The organism is Lentzea rhizosphaerae, from assembly GCF_042649515.1.
In the GTDB taxonomy this organism is placed as follows: domain Bacteria; phylum Actinomycetota; class Actinomycetes; order Mycobacteriales; family Pseudonocardiaceae; genus Lentzea; species Lentzea aerocolonigenes.
In genome coordinates, this window is sequence record NZ_JBHRZI010000004.1 from 45081 (window position 1) to 65725 (window position 20645).

A 20645-nucleotide genomic window follows, 5' to 3' on the forward strand; every position below is an offset into this window, starting at 1 on the left:
AGTGTGATCAGCGCGCCCACCAGGATGTTTGCTTCGTCAACGAAGAGTTGGAAGGTGTTTACAGAAGACAACTCTGCGTAGGCATCGCGCGTTGTTCGCTGGGCCGATCGGCTGATCTACTGGTGTGGCCGGTAGGTGGCCTGCCCGTTCACGACGACGAGATCGACCTCCACGGAGCCCTGACCGTTCCCGCCCAACGGCGCGAGCACGACCGGCGGCCCACCCTGGTGGATCACCACGTTGACACCGAGGTGCGTGGCGATCAGGTGCCCGAGCAGGTCGCGCGCGTTGCCGGCACTCCTGTTCTCGTCCGGGTCGGGGCGCATGCTCCAGTTGACGTTCTCCACCAACGCACCGTTGAGGTGCACGGGCAACATCGGCCTGCCGGCAGCGAAGTCCGCAGCCGCACCGACCACACTCGGGTCGTTGGCGCCCCTGTTCACCACGTGCTTGCGCAACACAGCCGCGTCGTTCTGCGTGAGGTGCGCGACGGCGGCGTACAGCCCGTTGGGCGTGACCGACGGCGGCGCGGGCCTCGTGAGCACCTCGTTGGCCACGTGCCGCAACGCGTCACTGGTTGGGCTTTCGACGTCGTCGTCGAGCATCACCATGTCGACGAGTTCCTGCCGCAGGGCCGCGATCCTCTGCTCGCTCAGCGACCCGAGGCCGGGTTCGAGCTCGGCACGGTTCTGCCGCACGAGCTCGGTGAACCCGCTCGCGGTGTCCGTGCCGTCGGCGGCGAGGAGCCCGGCGTCGGTGAACACCTGGTACATCCACATCGCCTGAGCCGACGTGTCGTTGCCCGGGGCGGGGCGATCGGCGATCACCGCCGCGAGGGGCGGCGGCCCCATGATGTCGGCGAGCGCGGCCTGCTGCGCGAAGTTCGTCGCGCGGTTGTACCCCTTGTCGTGGTTGAAGATCTCCGCCGCCAACAACTGCGGATTCTCCGCAAGCCGCGGCGTGTTGCCGATCGTGTCCCACAACTGGTGCGCCCAGCTGCCGAACGCCGCCGTGTCGAGGTCGGCGAACAGTTCCCGTTGCGCCGTCTCGATGATCGGGCGTTCGAACTGCCTGATGAACGCATCAGCGACGTGGTCCACGCCGTGCTCGGCGATGAGCCCCGCCACCTCGTCGGTCCGGGTGTGCAGGACGACCGACGCACGCAGCAGGTGCAGGCCTGCCTCCGACTGCACGTACTTGCGCGGGTCCGAGCTCAGCACGGACTCCACCGACCTCATCAACGGGGAAGCGTCGGCCATCGCGGCGGTGGCCAACCCGGAGAGCTGGTCGTCCAGCGGGGGTGGCGTGGCGGAGGTTTCCGCGGAGTCTTCCGGGACAGCCGAGGTTTCCGCGGGACCCTCCGGCGCGGCCGAGGTTTCCGCGGGACCCTCCGGTGCGCCAGAGATCTCCGCGGGCTCCTCCGGGGCGGCGGAGGTTTCCGCGGGGTTGTCCGGTGCGCCAGAGATCTCCACAGGGTCGTCCGACGCGGCAGAACTTTCCGCGGGATCTTCCGGTGCGGCAGAGGTTTCCGCGGTGGCGTTCGGTGCGCCAGAGGTTTCCGCGTGGTGCTCCGGCCCGGCAGAGGCTTCCGCGCGGTCCTCCGGCCCGGCAGAGGCTTCCGCGGAGTCATCCGGCGCAGCAGAGGATTCCGCGGAGTCATCCGGCGCAGCAGAGGTTTCCGCCGGCTGCTCCAGGCGCACGCGGAGATCAGCGGCATTGGCGCGGCCCGGTGCCACCTCGATCTCCACGGCCGCTTCGAGCGCCAGCAGTTCGGCCACGTGTGCGGCGTGGTCGCCGGTGATCTCGACGACCGGCGCCGGTAGTCCCTCCGCCGCGCGGGTGGCCTTGATCTCCGTGAGCCGTTCGGCCATCCTCTCGACGGCGACCAGCTGCTGGAACGTCAGAGACGTGCCGCCAGGAGGGAAGTCCAGCGACAGCTCGAGTTGTGGAGCGGGCGCCGCTGCTGGTGATGCCGGCGCGGAAGGCGTCGAAGGCTCCGTCGGCGATGCGGGCGCGGACGGCTCGGCCTCCGACGTGGAAGGCGTGGAAGGCTCGGCCGGCGGAGGCTGCGGAGGTGGCGCGTTGAACCGGCTCACCTCCCGATCCACCACCGCCTTCGCCTCCCACCACGCCCGCTGTGCCTGCGCCGCCTCCACCCGAGTCCGCCCCACCTCGGCCTCGGCCCGCGCGACCTCCGCCCGCAGGTCCTGCTCGGCCTGCACCGCCGACGAGTGCAGGGTTCGCGCGGCCTCGGCGGCCACCTGCGCCCGCTGCAAGTCCTCCTCAGCGGCCCGCACCGCGCCGTCAGCAGCCTCCTGCCGAGCCTGAGCCGTACCGAGTTCGCTCGCCAGCTCGGCGTGCCGGTCCCTGGCCCTGGCCGCGAGTTCGGCAGCCCGCGACGCCGCCGCCAACGCGTCCTCCCGCGCAGCGCTCTCGTCGAGCTGCTCGGCCAACGCCACCTGCTCGGCCAGCGCCGCGTCCAGCTCGGCCTGGTAGACCGCCTCGACGGCTTCGTCCACAGCGGACTGGGCGCGCGACACCGCCTGCTCCGCCTCGGCCTGATGGCGTTGTGCCGCACCAAGGGCGGCATCAGCGTCGGCCACGGCGCGGTCGGCCGCCTCCACCTCGCTCTGGCGCGTCGTGACCACGGCGAGCTGAGGTGCGACGGCGTTGATGACCTTCTGGGCGGCGTGCTGGGCCTGGTCTGCGGCGACTTCCGCGTTGCGCCAGGCCTTCGCGGCGTCGTGCACGCCGGTTTGCGCCGTGCCTAGATCCTGCGGCAGAACCCTTCCCAGCGCGGTCGCGGCGTCGGACTCGAACATGCGGACCTGTGCCGCGCCCGGAACGCTCACGTCCACCACACCGACCCGGCCGCGGCCCAGTGAGGCCACGACGCGGTATTCGACGTCGTAGGCGACCAGACCGGTGCGGCCCTCGGCCTTGACCATCGACCACGGGTTGTGGGTGGAGCCGCCCGACAGCGCGGCGCTGTCCTCGGCCGCGTGCCGGATCTCCACGCCCGCGACGGACACTCCGACGTCCGGCTTTGCCGACGTCACGCCGCCGGGGCCGAACGCCACCGCCACGTCGCCGGTCTCGCTGTGCTTGGCGTCGCTCGACGTGCTGCTCGCCACCGAGCGCGGCAGGAACACCTGCACGCCGTCGCTCAGCGCCTCCAGCCTCGGGTTCACCAGCTTCGCGTACACCTTCACCTGCGCGTGCTGGCTCGTCGTGAGCGACGCCTCGTGCAGACCCGGCACCTCGAACGCTCCGTCCAGCATGCCGGGAAGGTTGGGCTGCAACGACTCCAGCGCCAGACCCGACCGCAACGCGTTCAGCGCACCGGTGCCCTTGCCGGTGAGACCGCTCCCCGCACCGGCACTCGTCAACGCCCGCACCGCCGCGTCCTGCAGGATCTGCGCGCCACGCAGGTTCTCCACCGACGCGAGCGGCGGCAGCACCGCGGAGGTCTCCTGCCACTCCCGCACCGTCCCCGGATCGCCGTCCTCGGCAGGCCGTCCCGTGACGTGAGAGGCGAACGGCGCGGGAGCCGACGACGTCTTCTGGTTGTCGGCGTGCACGCGGACGGACATGTCGACCTCGCCGCTGCTCGCGCGGCCGATCTCCTTGCTCCCCTTCTCCACCACGAGCTCGAACGTCACCGGCACCGTGTAGCGGACAGCGGGCCCGGAACCCACGCGCAGCTGCCCCTGCTGCTTGGTCGACGACGTGGTCGTGGAGTGCGAGTGCGTCTGGCCCGCGTTCACGGCCGCCGAGCCGCCGACGTTCGCGGACAGGTTCGCGTCACCGGTCTTGGGCAGCGCCGCACCGGGCACCTTCAGCCCGGCACCCCAGCCGGTGGCGCCCCCGGCGGTCTCGGACACGGCGAGGACACCGGTCGCGGTGTGCTCGATCTCCACGCCGTCGTTGACCGCGCCCTCGAACACCGGCGTGCCGGGAACGGCCTTCAACGTGACCTGGTACGTGTCCTTGCCGAACACGCCGGGGTCGTGCACCAGCAGTGGCACGCCGCCGTCCAAAGCGCTGTCCACCAACGCCTTCACGCTCGCGTCCGAGGTGAGATCCGTCAACCGCCGCAGGTTGTTCATCGAGTCGTCGAGCACCGACTTCGGCAACAGGTTCTTGCCCAGCTTGCCGAGGTTCTCCCGCAGCTGCGGCACCAGCGCCGACAGATCAGGCGCCCGCTCGACCAGGCCGAGCCCGAGCGCGCCGGGCTCGCCGGAGCGCAACGTCGACGGCGGCGCCATCGTGCCCTGCTCCACCGCAACCGCCGCGCTCTCCACGGCAGGCAGCACGCCCATGTCCCGCGCGACGTCCTCGCTCACCCGGACGAACACACCGCCCGGCAGCGTCACGACCGATCCCGCGACGCTGGACGAGCCCTTGCGGACGGTGTTGCCCGCGCGGCTCTCACCGACGACCGTCACCTGAGCGTCCAGCTGCACCAGCACGGTCCGGCCGGTCGCCGGCGTGACCTGGTTGCGATCGACGCTGCCGCTGGTCTCCGTGCCGGTGGTCTTCGTCTTCGACCACGGCGTCCACCTGGCGGCGCCGCCCAGTGCCGTCGAGCCGACAGCGCCCTGCGTCGGCCTCATCGGTGTGTTCAAGCCCGCCGTGACGTCCACGGAACGGGAGTCCGTCCTGCTCTCCCCCGCCTTGAAGCCACCGGTGTGCGCGGCTTCGGCGCTCGTGTCGTCCGAAATGGACACCAGCTTCGGGTTGCTCAGTCCCACGGCCATGCCGACCGCACCGGTCCGGTCGGCGACGCGGCGGCCGTACTTCATGCCGCTCTCGGTCATGCCCTTGCCCACCAGCGTCGGCAGGTTCGCCTTGATGCTCTCCGGGCTGAACAGCTTGTCGATCCGGTTGCGGGCCTCGGTTCCGGGCACCGTCAACGCGGTGTCGCCACTCGCGCTCAAGGCCGCGATCGCCGCGTCCCGCACTGCTTCGGTGTTCGCCACGGCCTCGACGTGCAGGAACGGCCACGTAGGCGGCTTCGGCGCCGTCAGCAGCTGCTGGATGGTCGGCGGGTTCGCCAGCACCACGGGAGCCGCCGCAGCGGCGGGCGCGAACGCCGCAGGGTCGGACGACATCGCCGAACCGTCGGACACCCACAGGTTCACCTTGCCGCTGATCTCGGGCAGATTCTGGCCGGTCTTCGCGACCGTCTTCGGCTTCGGCACCTGCAACCACGGCGATCCGGGCGTCAACCGCTTCACCCACGCCCGGTTGCGGCTGAACTTCGTGATCTCCACGTCGAACGTCACGTCGTGCTCGAACAACTGCGCGTTCGGACTGCCACCGGTGAGCCGCGTCGTGCCCACGGTGGGCCCGGCCGTCGTCTTCGTCACCGTGGTGCTGCTGTACTTCGCGCCCACCGACGGCGTCGGCGTCGCGCTGGTCTTCTTGTTGCTCGCCGGAATGGCGACCTTGCCCTCGACACCGACGCTCCAGCCCTTCTGCGTCGTCGTCGCGCTGTCGAGCTTCGGTCCGGTGGACGCGGAGCCGCGCACGCTGCGCGCGTCGGCCTGGCCGAGGTGCACCGGGTTCGTGACCCTCGCCTTCACCGTGACGTTGACGAAGTCGTTGGTGGCCATGCCCTGTCGCTTCAGCTGCACCTGCACACCTGCGCCCAGCAGACTGTCCATTTGCGACTTCAGCGCCGTCGGCGACAGCTCGGTCGCGAGCTTGCGCTGGTTCGCCAACTGGTCCGCCAGGTCCTGCATGTTCTTGCCGGCCTTGCGCGGATCGCTCGCGGCGTCTGCGAACGACGGCAGGAACTTCTCGAAGCCCGGAATCCCGCGCAGCGCCCCCTCGACCTGGCTCTGCACCTCGGCGGCAGGCGTGAACGCACCGACCTTGACCGCGCCTGCGGCCGCCGCGCTCGCCAGGTACGGCGGCGGGAACTTCGGCTCCGCGGTCGGCGTCGCGAGGCTGTGCGCGGAACCCGGTGGCACCGGCAGGTTCGCCGCGCCTGCTTCCGGGACGCCCGCACGCAGGTAGGCGGTGGCGTCCACGCCGATCGTGGTGCCGTGCGGCGTTTCGAACTCCAGCCGCACCTTCGTCCGGTACAGCCCCAGATCGCCCTTGACCTGGATACCGGTCCTCGTCGACGCACCCGTGCCCGCGCTCGACGATTCCGTGGTGCGCGCCGAGTACCCGGCGCTGACGCTGGCCGAACCGCCGACCTCGTTCTTCACGGAGGCGCCGCCACCGACCGCGACGCTCGCGTCGAACCCGCTCTTCGTCGCGGCGCTGACACCCGTGCTGATGGCGGCCGACTCGTGCAGCCGCAGGTTGATCGACGAGGTGGTGCCGACCAGCTCGGCGCTCACCGGCACGGCCCGCATCCGGACCACACCGCCGCGGCTGCCGTGCGGACTGCTCAGGTCCGGCGACACGACCCAGCCGCTCAGCGCCGCACCAAGGTTGTCGCGGATCGACGTCGGCGACAGGAACTCCTGCAACGCCGTCCGTCCCGGCGCACCCAGCTTGGTCACGCTGGGATGCAACTGCCGCGCGATGTCCTCGAACACCTTGGCCGAGTCGAGGTCGGTGACGGCCTCCGGCGCGGGGTGCTCGAGCGTGCCCGTCCACGGCACCTCGGTGAGCCCGGGATCCGCCGGCGTGAGGGAGTCGCCGGGAACGTGCAGGCTCACGTCCTGTGCCACCACAACGGGTGCGCCGACCCGGTTGCCGCGCGCGTCGGTCAGGGTGACCTCGTACGTCACCGGCACCTTCGCGTCGAACGCGGCTTCACCGGAGCGGATCATCCGCTGGTCGGTGGTGGACGTGCCGGTCGTCGTGCTCGTCACCGGCCGCGCCAGGGCCGCTCTGCCCGCCACCGTGCCCTGCGCCCCGACCGCCATGCCGACCGAAATCGCGCCACCGACGTCACCGGCCGTGCCGATGGTCCCGGTCTGCGACGTGGCCGTGCCGCTCACCGCGGCAAAATCGATCTTCGTCTTGGGTGCCAGGCCGCTGTCGGTCCCGGTGCCGAGCGTGGCCTTGACGCCCGCCTCGAACCAGTCCTTGCCGACCTTGATCTGGAAGGTCCTGCCCTTGCCCAGGAACGACTCGAAGTTCTGGCTCAACGCGGGCGCGATCTGGTCGACACCGCGCGGAGTGACACCCCTGCGCTGCGGCAGCAACCGGTTGACCGCCTGCGTGATCTCCCGGCCACCGTTCACCTCGACGGCCGAGACGGTGCCGAGCGCCGCGCCGTCCTGGAAGAACGGCGGCAGCGCACGTGACGGCAGCACCGGAGCGGGCCGCGTCGGCTTTGTCGCGGCGTCGAGAGGCTTGCTCCCGCTCGCGGTGGCAGCCTCGTGCGAGTCGAGCCGAGTGTCCGGCACCATCACCTGGCTGTTGGCGGTGCGTTCGATCAGCCACAGGTGCCGCGGCCGCAGCCCGGCACCGGCCTCGTGGACGTCCGCGCTCATCATGCCGCCGTCGTGCACCCCCGAGCGCTGCTCGTGCGCCAGGAACACCCGCGACTGGTCGCGGTACTCGTCCGGAACGCCTAGGTAGTGCAACGTCTCGTGGGCGAGCACGGCAGGACTGGCGGCAGGGTTCCAGTGCGTCTGGTCGGTGCCGGTGTCGCCGACCTCGATCGTGGTGTGCGCGTCGGCGGGGTTGTCGGTGAACTCGAGGTTGACGTGGAACTGGTCCCCGCCCGGCAGCCGGAAACCCTGGTTCAGCAACTCGTCGACGCCGTTGTGGGCGTTGACCCGCACCTGCTCGAGCACGGCGGGATCGGCGGACCGCAGGTGCACCTTGACGGTGTACTCCTGCACGAACCTGCCGGGGCTGGCCTCGATCCGCCGCAGGTCGTAGCGGACGAGCCCCTGGTAGGACCTGACGTTCGACGGCGTGCTGTCCGTGGTGACGTCCGCGACCTCGGTGTCGACCGTGCGCACGTGCGCACCGGCGCGGCGCTCTCGCCACACGTCCGGCGACACCGGATCGCTGGGCGCGAACCACTCCGCGGACGCCGCGGGACTGTGCCGCCATGCCTCGTCGTCGATGACGTTGTCTCCGCGCCGCACTTCCGTCACCTGCGGTGCGCTGCCACGAGGTCCGTGGTCTGGGGGCGCGGGCCGGGTCGGTGAAGTCGCCGCAGCCGGCGAGGCAGCCGTGGTCAATGGGGCAGCTGTGGTCGGCGGGGCAGCCGTGGTCGGCGAGGTCGAGGTCGGAGAGGTCGAGGTCGGAGAGGCAGCCGTGGTCGGCGCCGTCGGCGTGGCAGTCGCAGCCCCCGGAGCCGACGCGTTGAACCGGCTGACCTCCTGGTCCACCGCCGCCTTGGCCTCCCACCAAGCCCGCTGAGCCTGCGCCGCCTCCGCCCGAGTCCGTTCCACCTCGGCCTCCACGACGGCGACCTCGGCCCGCACCTCCTGTTCCGCCCGCACCGCCGCGTCGTGCGCCGAACGTGCCGCTTCCAACGCGGCCTCGGCCTGCCGCACGTCCTCCTCCGCAGCGAGGACGGCACCCTCAGCGGCCGCGTGCTGTGCCTGCGCGGTGCCGAGGTCGATCACGACCTCGCTGTGCAGATCCCGCGCCCGAGCCGCCAGCTCGGCCGTCCGCGCCGCCGTGGCCAAGGCGTCCTCGTGTTCCCGGACGGCCAGCTCACGTGCCGTCGCGGCCTGATCCGGCCCGGCCGCCTGCTCGCGCGCGGTCACCTCGAGTCGTGCCGCCACGGCCAGCTGCGAGGCGAGTTCGGCGTTGAGCTCGTTCGCCCGCAGGAGGTCGGCCGCCTCGTCCACCGCGGTCTGTGCCCGCGCCACCGCCTCACCGGCCTCGGAACGCTGCCGTTGCGCGGTTTCCAGCCTGGTCGCAGCGTCTGCCACGCCACGTTCGGCGGCGGACAGCGAGTCCGCTCGCAAGGACACCGCCGCCAGCCGCGGAGCCAGCGAGTTGATGGTCGTCTGGGCCGAGTGACGTGCGAAATCAGCGGCCACTTCCGCCTCACGCCAAGCCTTCGCCGCGTCGTGCACGCTGGTCTGCGCCGCGCCGAGGTCGTCGGGCAGCGGACGGCCCAGCGCGGTTTCGGCGTCGGCCGCGGGCATGCGGACCTGGGCCGAGCCCGGCACCACGAGGTCGACGACGCCCGTCCTGCCCTTGCCGAGGTCCGCGACCACGCGGTACTCGACGTCGTAGCTCACGAGACCCGTGCGGCCCTCGGTCTTGAACGCCGTGGACGGGTTGTGCGTCGTGCCGCCCGACACCGCGGCGCTGTCCTCGGAAGCGTGCCGGCCCTCCACGCCGCCGGCGGAGAACCCGATGTCCGGCTTCTTCGACGTCACGCCGCCCGGTGCCACCGCGACCGACACGTCGTGGGACTCGGTCTTCTTGGCCTCGCTCGACATCGCGCCCGTGGTCGACCGCGTCGTCGACACCGCGACGCCGTCGCTCAAAGCTTCGAGCCTGGGGTTGACGAGTTTCGCGTACACCTTCAGCCGGGCGTGCTGGCTCGTGGTCGCCGAGGCTTCGTGCAGGCCCGGCACCTCGAACGCGCCGTCCAGCATGCCGGGAAGGTTGGGCTGCAACGACTCCAGCGCCAGCCCAGAGCGCAACGCGTTCATCGCGCCGGTGCCCTTGCCGGTGAGACCGCTCCCCGCACCGGCACCCGTCAACGCCCGGACAGCCGCGTCCTGCAGAAGCTGGGCCCCGCGCAGGTTCTCCACGGAGGCGAACGGCGGCAGCGCAGCCCCCTGCCACTCGCGCACCCGCTCGGGGGTGCCGTCCTCGGCAGGCCGGGTCGTGGACGACGGCGTGGACGCTGCGGGCGAAGGAGCCGTGGTCTTCTGGTTGTCGGCGGGTACGCGGACGGACATCTCGACCTGGCCGCTGCTCGCGCGGCCGATCTCCTTGCTCCCCTTCTCCACCACCAGTTCGAACGTCACCGGCACCGTGTAGCGCGCGGCGGGGCCGGACGCGGAACGGGTCTGACCGACCTGCCTGGTCGTCGACTCGGTCGTCGAGTAGGACTGGGCCTGGCCCGCGTTCGCCGCCACCGAACCGCCGACGCCGGCGGACACGTTGGGATCGCCGGTCTTGAGCACACCCGACGCGGGCACCTTGAGACCCACACCCCAGCCGGTCCCGCCGCCGCTCGTCCTCGTCACGACCTGCGTGCCCGTGGACGTGTGCTCGATGTCGATGCCGTCGTTGAGCACACCCTCGAACACGGGTGTGCCGGGGACCGCCCTCAACGTGACCTGGTACGTGTCCTTGCCGAACACGCCGGGATCGTGCACCAGCAACGGCACACCGCCGTCCAAAGCGCTGTCCACCAACGCCTTCACACTCGCGTCCGAGGTGAGATCCGTCAACCGCCGCAGGTTGTTCATCGAGTCGTCGAGCACCGACTTCGGCAACAGGTTCTTACCGACCTTGCCGAGGTTCTGCCGCAGCTGCGGCACCAGGCCGGACAGGTCAGGCGCTTGCTCGACCAGCCCGAGTCCCAGCAACGTGGACGGCGGCGCCATCGTGCCCTGCTCGATCGAAACCGACGCGCTCCCCACGGCAGGCAGCACGCCCATGTCCCGCGCGACGTCCTCGCTCACCCGGACGAACACACCGCCCGGCAACGAGACCACGGACCCCGCCCGGCTGGTCGACCCCTTGCGGACGGTGTTGCTCGCGCGGCTCTCACCGACGACCGTCACCTGAGCGTCCAGCTGCACCAGCACGGTCCGGCCGGTGGCGGGCACGACCCGGTTGCGGTCCACGCCACCGGTCACGTCGGAGCCCGTCGTCGTCGACTTCGACCAGGGCGTCCACTTCGCGGTGCCGCCCAGCGCGGTCGACCCGACGGCGCCCTTCGTGGGCCGCATCGGCGTGTTCAGCCCGGCCGTCACGTCGACCGAACGGGAGTCCGTCGTGCTCTCCCCCGTCTTGAACCCGCCCGCGTGCGCGGCTTCCACGCCCACGTCGTCCGAAATGGACACGAGCTTCGGATTGCTCAGGCCGACCGCCACGCCGACCGCACCGACCCGGTCGGCGACGCGGCGGCCGTACTTCATCCCGCCCTCGGTCATGCCCTTGCCGATCAACGTCGGCAGGTTCGCCTTGATGTTCTCCGGGCTGAACAGCTTGTCGATCCGGTTGCGCGCCTCGGTTCCCGGCACCGTCAACGCCGTGTCACCGCTCGCACCCAACGCCGCGATCGCCGCATCCCGCACCGCCTCGGTGTTCGCCACCGCCTCCACGTGCACGAACGGCCAGGACGGCGGCTTCGGCGCGGTGAGCAGCTGCTGGATCGTCGGCGGGTTCGCCAGCACGACCGGTGCGGCCGCCGCGCCCGGCGCGAACGCCGCCGGATCCGTCGACAGCGCAGAGCCGTCCGACACCCACAGGTTCGCCTTGCCGGTGATCTCCCGCAGGTTCACCCCGGTCTTCGCGATCGTCTTCGGCTCCGGCACCTGCAACCACGGCGAACCCGGCGTGAGCCGCTTGACCCACGCGCGGTTGCGGCTGAACTTCGTGATCTCCACGTCGAACGTCACGTCGTGCTGGAACAGCTGCGCGTTCGGGCTGCCGCTGGTCGACCGCGTGCTGCCCACGGTCGGTCCCGCGGAGGTCTTCGTCGCGGTCGTGCTGGTGTACTTGGCGCCCACCGACGGGGTCGGAGTGGCGGTGGTCTTCTTGCTGATCGCGGGGATGACGACCTTGCCTTCGACGCCGGCGCTCCAGCCCTTCTGGGTGGTCGTCGCGCTGTCGAGCTTCGGCCCGGTGGCGGCCGAGCCGCGCACCTTGCGCTGGTCGGCCTGGCCGAGGTGGACCGGGTTGGTCATCCGCGCCTTCACCGTCACGTTGATGAAGTCGTTGGTGGCCATGCCCTGTCGCTTCAGCTGCACCTGCACACCTGCGCCGAGCAGACTGTCCATTTGCGACTGGAGTGCGGTCGGCGAGAGCTCGGTCGTCAGCTTGCGCTGGTTCTCCAGCTGGTCCGCGAGCGACTGCATGTTCTTGCCCGCCTTGCGCGGATCGCTCGCGGCGTCCGCGAACGACGGCAGGAACTTCTCGAAGCCGGGAATCCCCCGCAACGCCCCTTCGACCTGGCTCTGCACCTCGGCCGCGGGTTCGAACGGCCCGACCTTCACCGCGCCCGCGGCCGCCGCGCTCGCCAGGTAGGGCGGCGGGAACTTCGGCTCGGGCGTGGGAACGGTGAGCTCCGTCGACACGTCGGGCGGCACCGGCAGGTTGGCCGCGCCCGCTTCCGGCAGACCCGCGCGCAGGTACCCCGTGGCGGTGACCGGGATCGTGGTGCCGTGCGGGGTCTGGAACTCCAGCCGCATCTTCGTCCGGTACAGCCCCAGATCACCCTTCACCAGGATGCCGGTCTTCACCGTCGCGCCGGTGCCGGCGCTCGACGACTCCGTGGTGCGCGCCGAATAGCCGACGCTGACGCTGGCCGAACCGCCGACCTGGCCCGAGACCGAGGCACCACCACCGACCGTGACGCCGGCGTCGAACCCGGTCTTCGTCGCCGCGCTCAGTCCCGTGCTGATGGCCGCGGACTCGTGCACCCGCAGGCTGGCCGACGCCGTGGTGCCGACGAGCTCCACGCTCAGCGGCACGGCCCGCATCCGGACCACTCCGCCGCGGCTGCCGTGCGGGCTGCTCAGGTCGGGCGAGACGACCCAGCCGTTCAGCGCCGCACCCAGGTTGTCCCGGATCGTCGAAGGGGACAGGAACTCCTGCAACGCCGTCCGCCCCGGCGCACCCAGCTTGGTCACGCTGGGATGCAGCTGCCGCGCGATGTCCTCGAACGCCTTCGCCGTGTCCAGGTCGGTGACGGCCTCGGGTGCGGCGTGTTCCGGCGTCCTGGTCCACGGCGTTTCGGTGAGGCTCGGATCCGCCGGGGTGATCGCGACCAGATCACCGGGGATCTGCAGCCCCACCTCCTGCTCAACGGAAACCGGGGCGCCGACCTGGTTCCCGCGCGCGTCGGTCAGCGTGACCTGGTAGGTGACCGGAACCTTCGCACCGAAGGCCTCGTCGGTGGAGCCGATCGCCCGCTGGTCGGTCGTGGACGTGCCCGTCGTCGTGCTCGTGACCGGCCGGGCCAGCGCGGCCTTGCCCGCCACCGTTCCGGTCGCGCCGACCGCCATGCCCAGCGTGAGCGCACCGCCGACATCGCCCGCCGTGCCGATGGTTCCGGTCTGCGTGGTGGAGTTGCCGCTCTGCGCGGTGAAGTCGACCTTCGTCTTGGGCACGAGGTCGCTGTCGGCCCGCATGCCCAAGGTGGCCTTGACGTTCGCCTCGAACCAGTCCTTGCCGACCTTGATCTGGAAGCTGCGGCCGTTGCCCAGGAACGACTCGAAGTTCTCGTTCAACGCGGGCGTGATCTGGTCGAGGCCGCGCGGGGTGACGCCCGCGCGTTGCGGCAGCAGACCGGCCACGGCCCGGGTGACCTCCGGGCCGCCGTTGACCTCGACGGCGGCGATGGTGCCGAGCGCCGCGCCGTCCTGGAAGAACGACGGCAGCTCGCCCGCCACCGAAACGTCGCGGGCAGAGGCGAAGTCGTCCTCCGTGAACGAGGCGTCGTCCGCGGACAGGAAGTCGTCCGACGCCAGGGAGTCGGAGTGCTCGGGGATCGGCGGCAGGCCGGACGTGCTGGGACCTGCGGGCGGGGCAGACGGGGTGAGTGGAGCGGGAGTCGTGTCGGCGTCTGGTGCCGTGCGGGGCGCTGGAGCCGATGCGGGGGCGGCTCCTTGGTCGTTCAGGCGGGTGTCGGGGACCATCACCTGGCTGTTCGCGATGCGCTCGATCAGCCACAGGTGGCGCGGCAGCACCGCGGCGTCGGGCAGGTAGAGGTCCGCGCCCATCATGCCGCCGTCGTCGGTGTGCACGCCGGACCGGGACTCGCGTTCCAGGAACACCCGCGTCGCGTCGACGTACTCGTCCGGGGCGCCGAGGTAGTGCAGCACCTCGTGCGCGTACACGCCGGGCGTGGCGGCGGGGTTCCACTCCAGCTGGTTCGAGTGGACGTCCTTCACCTCGACCGTCGTGTGCGCGTCCGCCGCGTTGTCGGTGAACTCGACGTTGAGGTGGAACTGGTCACCGCTGGGCAGCCGATAACCCTGGTTCAGCAGGGAGTCCACGCCCTCGTGCGTCTTCGCGCGCACCTGGTCAAGCACGGCGGGATCGATCCCCGTCGCGGGCTTCAGGTGCACCTTGACCGTGTACTCCTGGACGAACTGCCCGGGGGCGACCTCGATCCGGCGCAGGTCGTAGTTGACCAGCGTGCGGTACATCGAGATGTTCGACGGCGTGCTGTTCGTGGTGACGCCGGCGATCTCGGTGTCCACGGTGCGCACGTGCGCGCCGTCGCGGCGGTCCTGCCACGCGTCCGGCGACACGGGATCGTGGGGCTCGAACCAGTCCGCAGTCGCCGCGGAGCTGTGCCGCCACGACTCGTCGTCGATCGTCTTCTTCTGCGACACGGGCTCGGGCGCCGTTAGCGGTGCTGGCACCTTCCCGTCCGGTCGCTTGAGCTCCCAGTCCACCCGGACGTCGGCGCCGGTCGTCCTGCCGGGCACGACCTGGACGTCCACGAGCCCGCTCAGCCTGGCGCCGAGAACGCTGGTGACCGCCGCCGCGTGCGGGCCGGAGACCTCGACCTTCGGCGGCAGGTAACCCAGGTCCGCGCGCCTGGTCACCGCGTCCACCAGGCTGTCCGCGAGCGTGCGCACCTGAGCCGACTGCTGTGGCGTCAATGCGTTCACGCCGGGCTCGAAGTCGAACGACAGCTCGACCGGCGCGGTCCGCGGGGCGGGCGCGACGGTGGGGCTCGTGTTGCCGAGCCGGGCCTGGTGCTCGCGGATGGTGTCCGCGTCGCGGAACATGTCCGCGAGCTTCGCCATCTTTTCGGCGGCGTCGCTGTTCCTGGTGTACTCGAAGTGCCTGCCGTCCGGCGTCTTCGTGATCCCGTCCGGCCCGGCGTCGAACCGGTTGGTGAACGAGTTGGGTCCTTTGTGGACCTCGCCGTCGCGGTCGACGTAGCTGCTGTGGGTGGTGTAGGAGGAGAAGTCCGCCTGGTAGTACTGGTGGAACTCCTCGAACAGCTTCTTCGCGTTCTCCGGGCGGGCCTCCGGGTCGATCTTGGCGGCGAGGTCGTTGAGGAACGCGAAGGTCTCGTCGGCGGTGATCTTGTTGCGCAGGTAGAAGCCGAACGGGTCGGAGTCGACGATCGCCCTGGCGGCCTTGAAGTCCCTGTCGTTCTCCCAAAGCCCGCGGTAGCGGTCCATCATCTCGACGGCGAGCTTGTGCTCGGGTTCGCGGTCGTGCTGTCCCTGGCCGTCGCCGAACTGGTTCTTGGCGTTGACCTTCTCGATGTCGTGGAACAGGATCGCCTTCGCCAGCGCGTCCACCGGCAGGAACCGCGTGCCGGGGTTCTCGTTCGCGGTGAGGTCGAGGTACTGCCCGAGCACCATCTGCGCGTGCTCGTAGAACGTGTAGACGCCCTTGGTGCCGGGCGCGCGGAAGGGCTCCTTCTGGACCTTGGTGGCGACCTCGTCGAACTTCCGGTCGAGCTCGGGATGCCGGCTGATCAGCTCCTTGACCGCGGCCTCCGGGTCGCGCGTCTCCCCGATGATCGCGCTCAGCTGGTCGCCGGTCTGCCGTTGCGCGGCGAGCTCGGCCGGACGCTGCTGCTTCCACTCGTGGAACGAGTTCGGGAACGGCGTCTCGCCGTACGGGCGGGTGTTGAAGTCCAGGCCGATGCGCTCGGCGTCGGTGGACATCAGCGCGCCGATCTCGGCCTGGGTGGCGATGCCGGGCACCTTGGCCATCAACGCGTCGACCGCGGCCCGGTCGACCGGGTCGAAGACGAACCCGGCCAGCTCGTGCTCGGCGCGCGTCCTCGCGTCGTGCGCGACGGCGTCGGCGATGGCGTTGCGGAAGTCCTGGTCCGCCAGCGCCAGCGCCGGGTCGTTCTTCAACGCGCTGCTGATCGCGGCTTCGAGGTCCGGCAGCACCTCGTTCTGCACCACGGCCCGCAGCTCGGCGGGCTGCGTGCCGGCGAGGTCCTTGCCGGTGAACGAGTTCAGCGCCCCGCTGACCGCCGGGCCGAGCACCTTGTTCTCGGCGACGTCGGCGATCCGGGCGGTGTCGAGGCGAGCGTCGACCGAGGGCAGTTCCAGGCCTGCCATGCGCTGCACGACGATGTCGCCGAGCACCTTGACCCGGTCGCCGCTGAGCCAGCTGCCCTTCGCGCCGCTCCTGTCGGCCGCCACGACCTCGGCGAGAGGGCCGAACTCGTCCTTCAACGCCTGGAGCGTGGGGCCGTCGATCTTCTCCGGCACCTTCCTCGCGACGACCTCCCCGAGCACCGCGGTGAGCCCGTCGACCTCTGCTTTGAGCACGTCGCGCATCTGGTCGCCCAGCGCGTTCGCCACGTCCTGGCGGCTCTGCTCGTCGAGCAGCGCGAGGTCCGGGTGGGCCGCGACGTTCTCCTTGAACTTCGCGACCGTCACGTCGACCACCGCGGCGTCGAAGGTCTTGAGCTTGCCGCTCTTCGGTTTGACCCCGTTCTTCATCACCGCGTGCATGTCTTTTCGGGAGGTCACACCGGACTTCATGTCCTTGACGGCCTTGTCGACCGCCTTCGGCAAGTCCGCCACGGCCTGCGGCACGACCTTCTCGCGCAGGGCCTTCTGGAACACGGCGTCGTTCACGCCCGGCGTGTCCGTGTGGGCGAGGTGGTCCCGCAGCGCGGGTCCGCCCGTGGACAGCACGTTGGTGACCTTGCTGACGTTGGCCGCGGCCGGCCCGACCTCGTTGAGGAACTGGTTGAGCCGCTGGATGCGCGCCTCGAAGCTGGTGTCCTTCGGCGGCGCGACCGGCTTCCCGGCGTTGGGGATGCTGTCGGCGTCGGGTTCGATGAGGGCGTCGGGGATGCGGATGTCCTGTGTGGACTGAACCCACGTGAGGTGGTGCTCCCGCAGTTTGGTGGCGATCTCGTGCAACCTGTGGGCGTCGTTGAGGAACTTGGCGTCCCATTCGCCGTTCTTCATCGCCCACTTGAACCAGGGGTCGTAGTTCTTGCCCAAGGCGTCGCTGCGGAAGTCCGGGTCCAGCCCGACCCGGTCGTAGAGCTCCGCCACGGGCACGACCCGGCCGGCCAGGGCGGGGAAGTCGAACCCCTCGTCGGGATTCGACGGGTAGCTGATCAGCGACCCCGGCACGGCCTCGGCCATCAGCTCGTCGAGCTCGGCGCCACCAACGCCGAACTGGTTGGCCTCGCCGCGCACGTCGACGTTGAGGGTGGGGGCGTCGGTGACGGCCTCGATCGTGGCGCTGCTGGTGATCCGGTTGAACGTGTCCAGCGGAACCAGGAACGACCGCAGCACGGGCCGTTTGAGCTTGGACGACGGATTCTTGGGATCAACGGGCCTGCCGCCGTCGGTCTGCTCGTACTTGGCCAGCCACTGCAGCGCCCGCAGCGGCCGCCCACCCCCGGCCCAGAGCTGGGAGTTGTTGCCGGGCGCGATGTTCAGCGCGCCCGTGTGCGGATCCTGCTGGATGTCCTTGAAGGGCGGCTGGGCGACGCTGAGGTCGGCCGGGTTCACGACCGCGGTGTAGAGCCGCACGTGGTGCCGCCCCGCGATCGTCTCGATCTCGAACTCCCCGCGGTGCAAGGCGTGCCACTCTTCGCCGACCCCGCGCTTGGTGGGCCCGGGGTACGACACGTTGGGCCGTCCGATGTGGACTGTCACCTTCGTGGCCTGGTACCGCACGTCCCCGTTGGCGTTGGTGGTTTCGACGACGTGCACCGGCCTGCCGGTGACCGGCCCGAACGAGGTGAACCGCCCGTCCTGGCCGAGCACGTGAACCCTCGCGTCGGCGGCCCTGGCGATGTCGTCGCGGGTGCCGGTGGCGCTGGGGATTGGGCCGTTGGGGTCCAGCGTGGTGGCGATGGCGTTGGCCAGGCTGGTGTGCTGGTCGGTGCCTGGGACTTCCACGGCTTCCAGGCCGTGGAGTTCTAGGGCCAGGTCGACCGGGGTCGGCGTGTGGGGTTCGGTTCGGCTTTCGGTTTGGTGCTTCGGTTTCGGGGTGTTGGTGGGGGCTGGTGGGAACAGGGCTGCTGCTGCCGCGATGGGCTGGGTTGATTGCGGGGTGACAGACGGAACTGGGGCGCCCGGTTTGGCTGGGGAGGGTGCGACCGTTGGTTGAGGGCTGATTGGTTGTGGCGCTGGTGGGGTCGGCTTCGCCGACGGCTGTGCACCCGTCGGGGCCGTGGCAGGTGCTGGCGTTCCGCTCGGGGCGGCTGGCGTCGAGGGGGCGGTGCCGAGGCCGCCGGTGCGGGTGGCTGGCGTGCTCGCCATGCCACTGGTTACCGCGGACCCTCCGGATGGTGCCGGCTTGCCGCCAGGGACCACAGGCGCACCCGCTGGCTTGGCATCAGGAACCACAGGCCCAGCCGCTGGCACCTGCTTGCCACCAGGGACCGCAGGCCCACCAGTTGGCGCCGGCTTGCCACCGGGAGCACTGGGGTCAGCGCCCCTCTCACTGACGGGGACGCCCACCCTGGCCTCGGGTCCAACCGGCGCGGCACCCACTCCCTTGCCGCCCAACGGACCGCCAGCCCTCACGTCGGCCGGAGCGCCCAGGCCCGTGCCCTTGCCACCGTCGGCGGCGCCGGTCCGCGTGCCCCGCACGTCCGGCCCGGCAACCGTCGGCGTGCCAGCCCCCGCAACACCGCCCGGCCCAGGTCCGGCCACCTTGCCCGCAGACCCCGAACCAGACTTCGTCTCCCCCACCACCGGACCACCCGTGACCGATGGCGCGCTCGCCGCCACCGGACCACCAGGTCCCGCCGATCGGCCACCAGGTCCGCTCGCCTGCGGCCCGCTCCGTTCTCCGGGCACACCGAGCCCACCGGGCGAAGCGCCTCGATCGCCAGCCGCAGCGGGCTGACCACCAACACGAGTTCCGCCGCCCCCAGTGGAAGCGGGCGCACCACCAACGGACGGGATCGCCGCCTTCCCCGAACCTCCGCCGCTCGTCACAGGCGACGGCCTGGTGCCATCTCCAACGGTTCCCTTGCCAGGCGCCGCGGCAGATTTCACCGGGCCGGCGCCGACACCGCCCGGCCTCGAGACCGCCGGACCACTAGGCTCCACACCCTTAGTGGTCCCGCCACCGACCGTCGCCGGGCCACTCGGACCGGCAACCTTCGGCGCCTGCGACACCGAGGGCCCACCAGCAGCCTTCGCCGAACTCGAACCGCCCGGGACCGTCGGCGCCGGCGAGACAGCGGGTCCACCCGACCCAGCACTCTTCGCCGCCCCGGCACCCGGACCGCCCGCAACCGTCCCCGGCGCGGACACCGCGGGACCGCCAGTCCCAGCACCCTTCGACGGACCAGCACCCACGCCACCGGGGATCGTGGGCGCCGTCGACGCGACCGGTCCACCAGGAACAGCGCCCTTCGCAGAACCCGCACCAGGCCCACCCGCGACCGTCGGCGCCTGCGACACCCCAGGCCCACCACCAGCAGCGGCCCTCGCCGGACCAGCAGCCGGACCACCGGGAACCGTCGGCGCCTTCGAGACGGCAGGCCCACCAGGCGCAGCAGCACCCTTGGCCGGACCAGCACCGGTGCCACCAGCGATGGTCGGCGCGGCCGAGACGCCAGGGCCACCCGGCGCGGCACCCTTCGAAGCACCAGGGCCAGTACCACCTGGGATCGTCGGCGTCTTCGACACCCCAGGCCCACCAGGACCCGCGGTCTTCGCCGGACCAGCACCGGTACCACCAGCGATAGTCGGAGCCGCCGACACGCCAGGCCCACCCGGCGCGGCACCCTTCACCGGGCCAGCAGCCGGACCACCGGCGACCGTCGGCGCCTTCGACACAGCCGGTCCGCCAGGCGCAGCACCCTTGGCCGCACCAGCACCCGGACCACCAGCAATTGTCGGCGCCTTCGACACCCCAGGCCCACCTGAACCGGCGGCCTTCGCCGGACCGGCACCCGTCCCACCGGCAATCGTCGGCGCGGCCGACACAGCAGGCCCGCCAGGCGCGGCACCCTTCGCCGGACCAGCACCTGTCCCACCAGCGATTGTCGGCGCCTTCGACACAGCCGGCCCACCAGGCGCGGCACCCTTGGCCGGCCCAGCACCCGAACCACCGGCAATCGTCGGCGCCTTGGAAACAGCCGGCCCACCAGGCGCAGCAGCCTTCGCCGGACCAGCGCCCGTCCCACCCGCGATCGTCGGCGCCTTCGACACAGCCGGCCCACCAGGCGCAGCAGCCTTCGCCGGACCAGCACCCGAACCACCCGCGATCGTCGGCGCCTTCGACACAGCCGGCCCACCAGGCGCAGCAGCCTTCGCCGGACCAGCACCCGAACCACCAGCAATCGACCCGGGCTTCGACACCACAGGCCCACCCGGCCCACTCCCGCGCGAAGCCCACGTCGCAGGCCCACCCCGCGGCGGCTTCGCGTTGGTGGTCGGGTCGACCCCCTTGAACGTCGAAGCGTTGTGCGTGTCCGCGTCCAAAGAGGTGGCGGCCGTCGCCTTGAGCCCCGACTGCACCTTCCCGAACGCCTGCGCACCGGCATCGGCCTGAGCGACCGCCCTGTCGTTCGACGCGTTCAGGGACGGCACGGC

General features: G+C 71.1%; 1 protein-coding gene. It reads right to left on the minus strand.

Translation table 11 applies throughout. The features are described 5' to 3' along the window. Positions 1 to 116: 116 nt before the first annotated feature. Entirely contained in the window at positions 117 to 17990 is a 17874-nt protein-coding gene (locus tag ACFOWZ_RS01855; protein WP_382367597.1) for a hypothetical protein, read from the minus strand. Positions 17991 to 20645: the final 2655 nt, after the last annotated feature.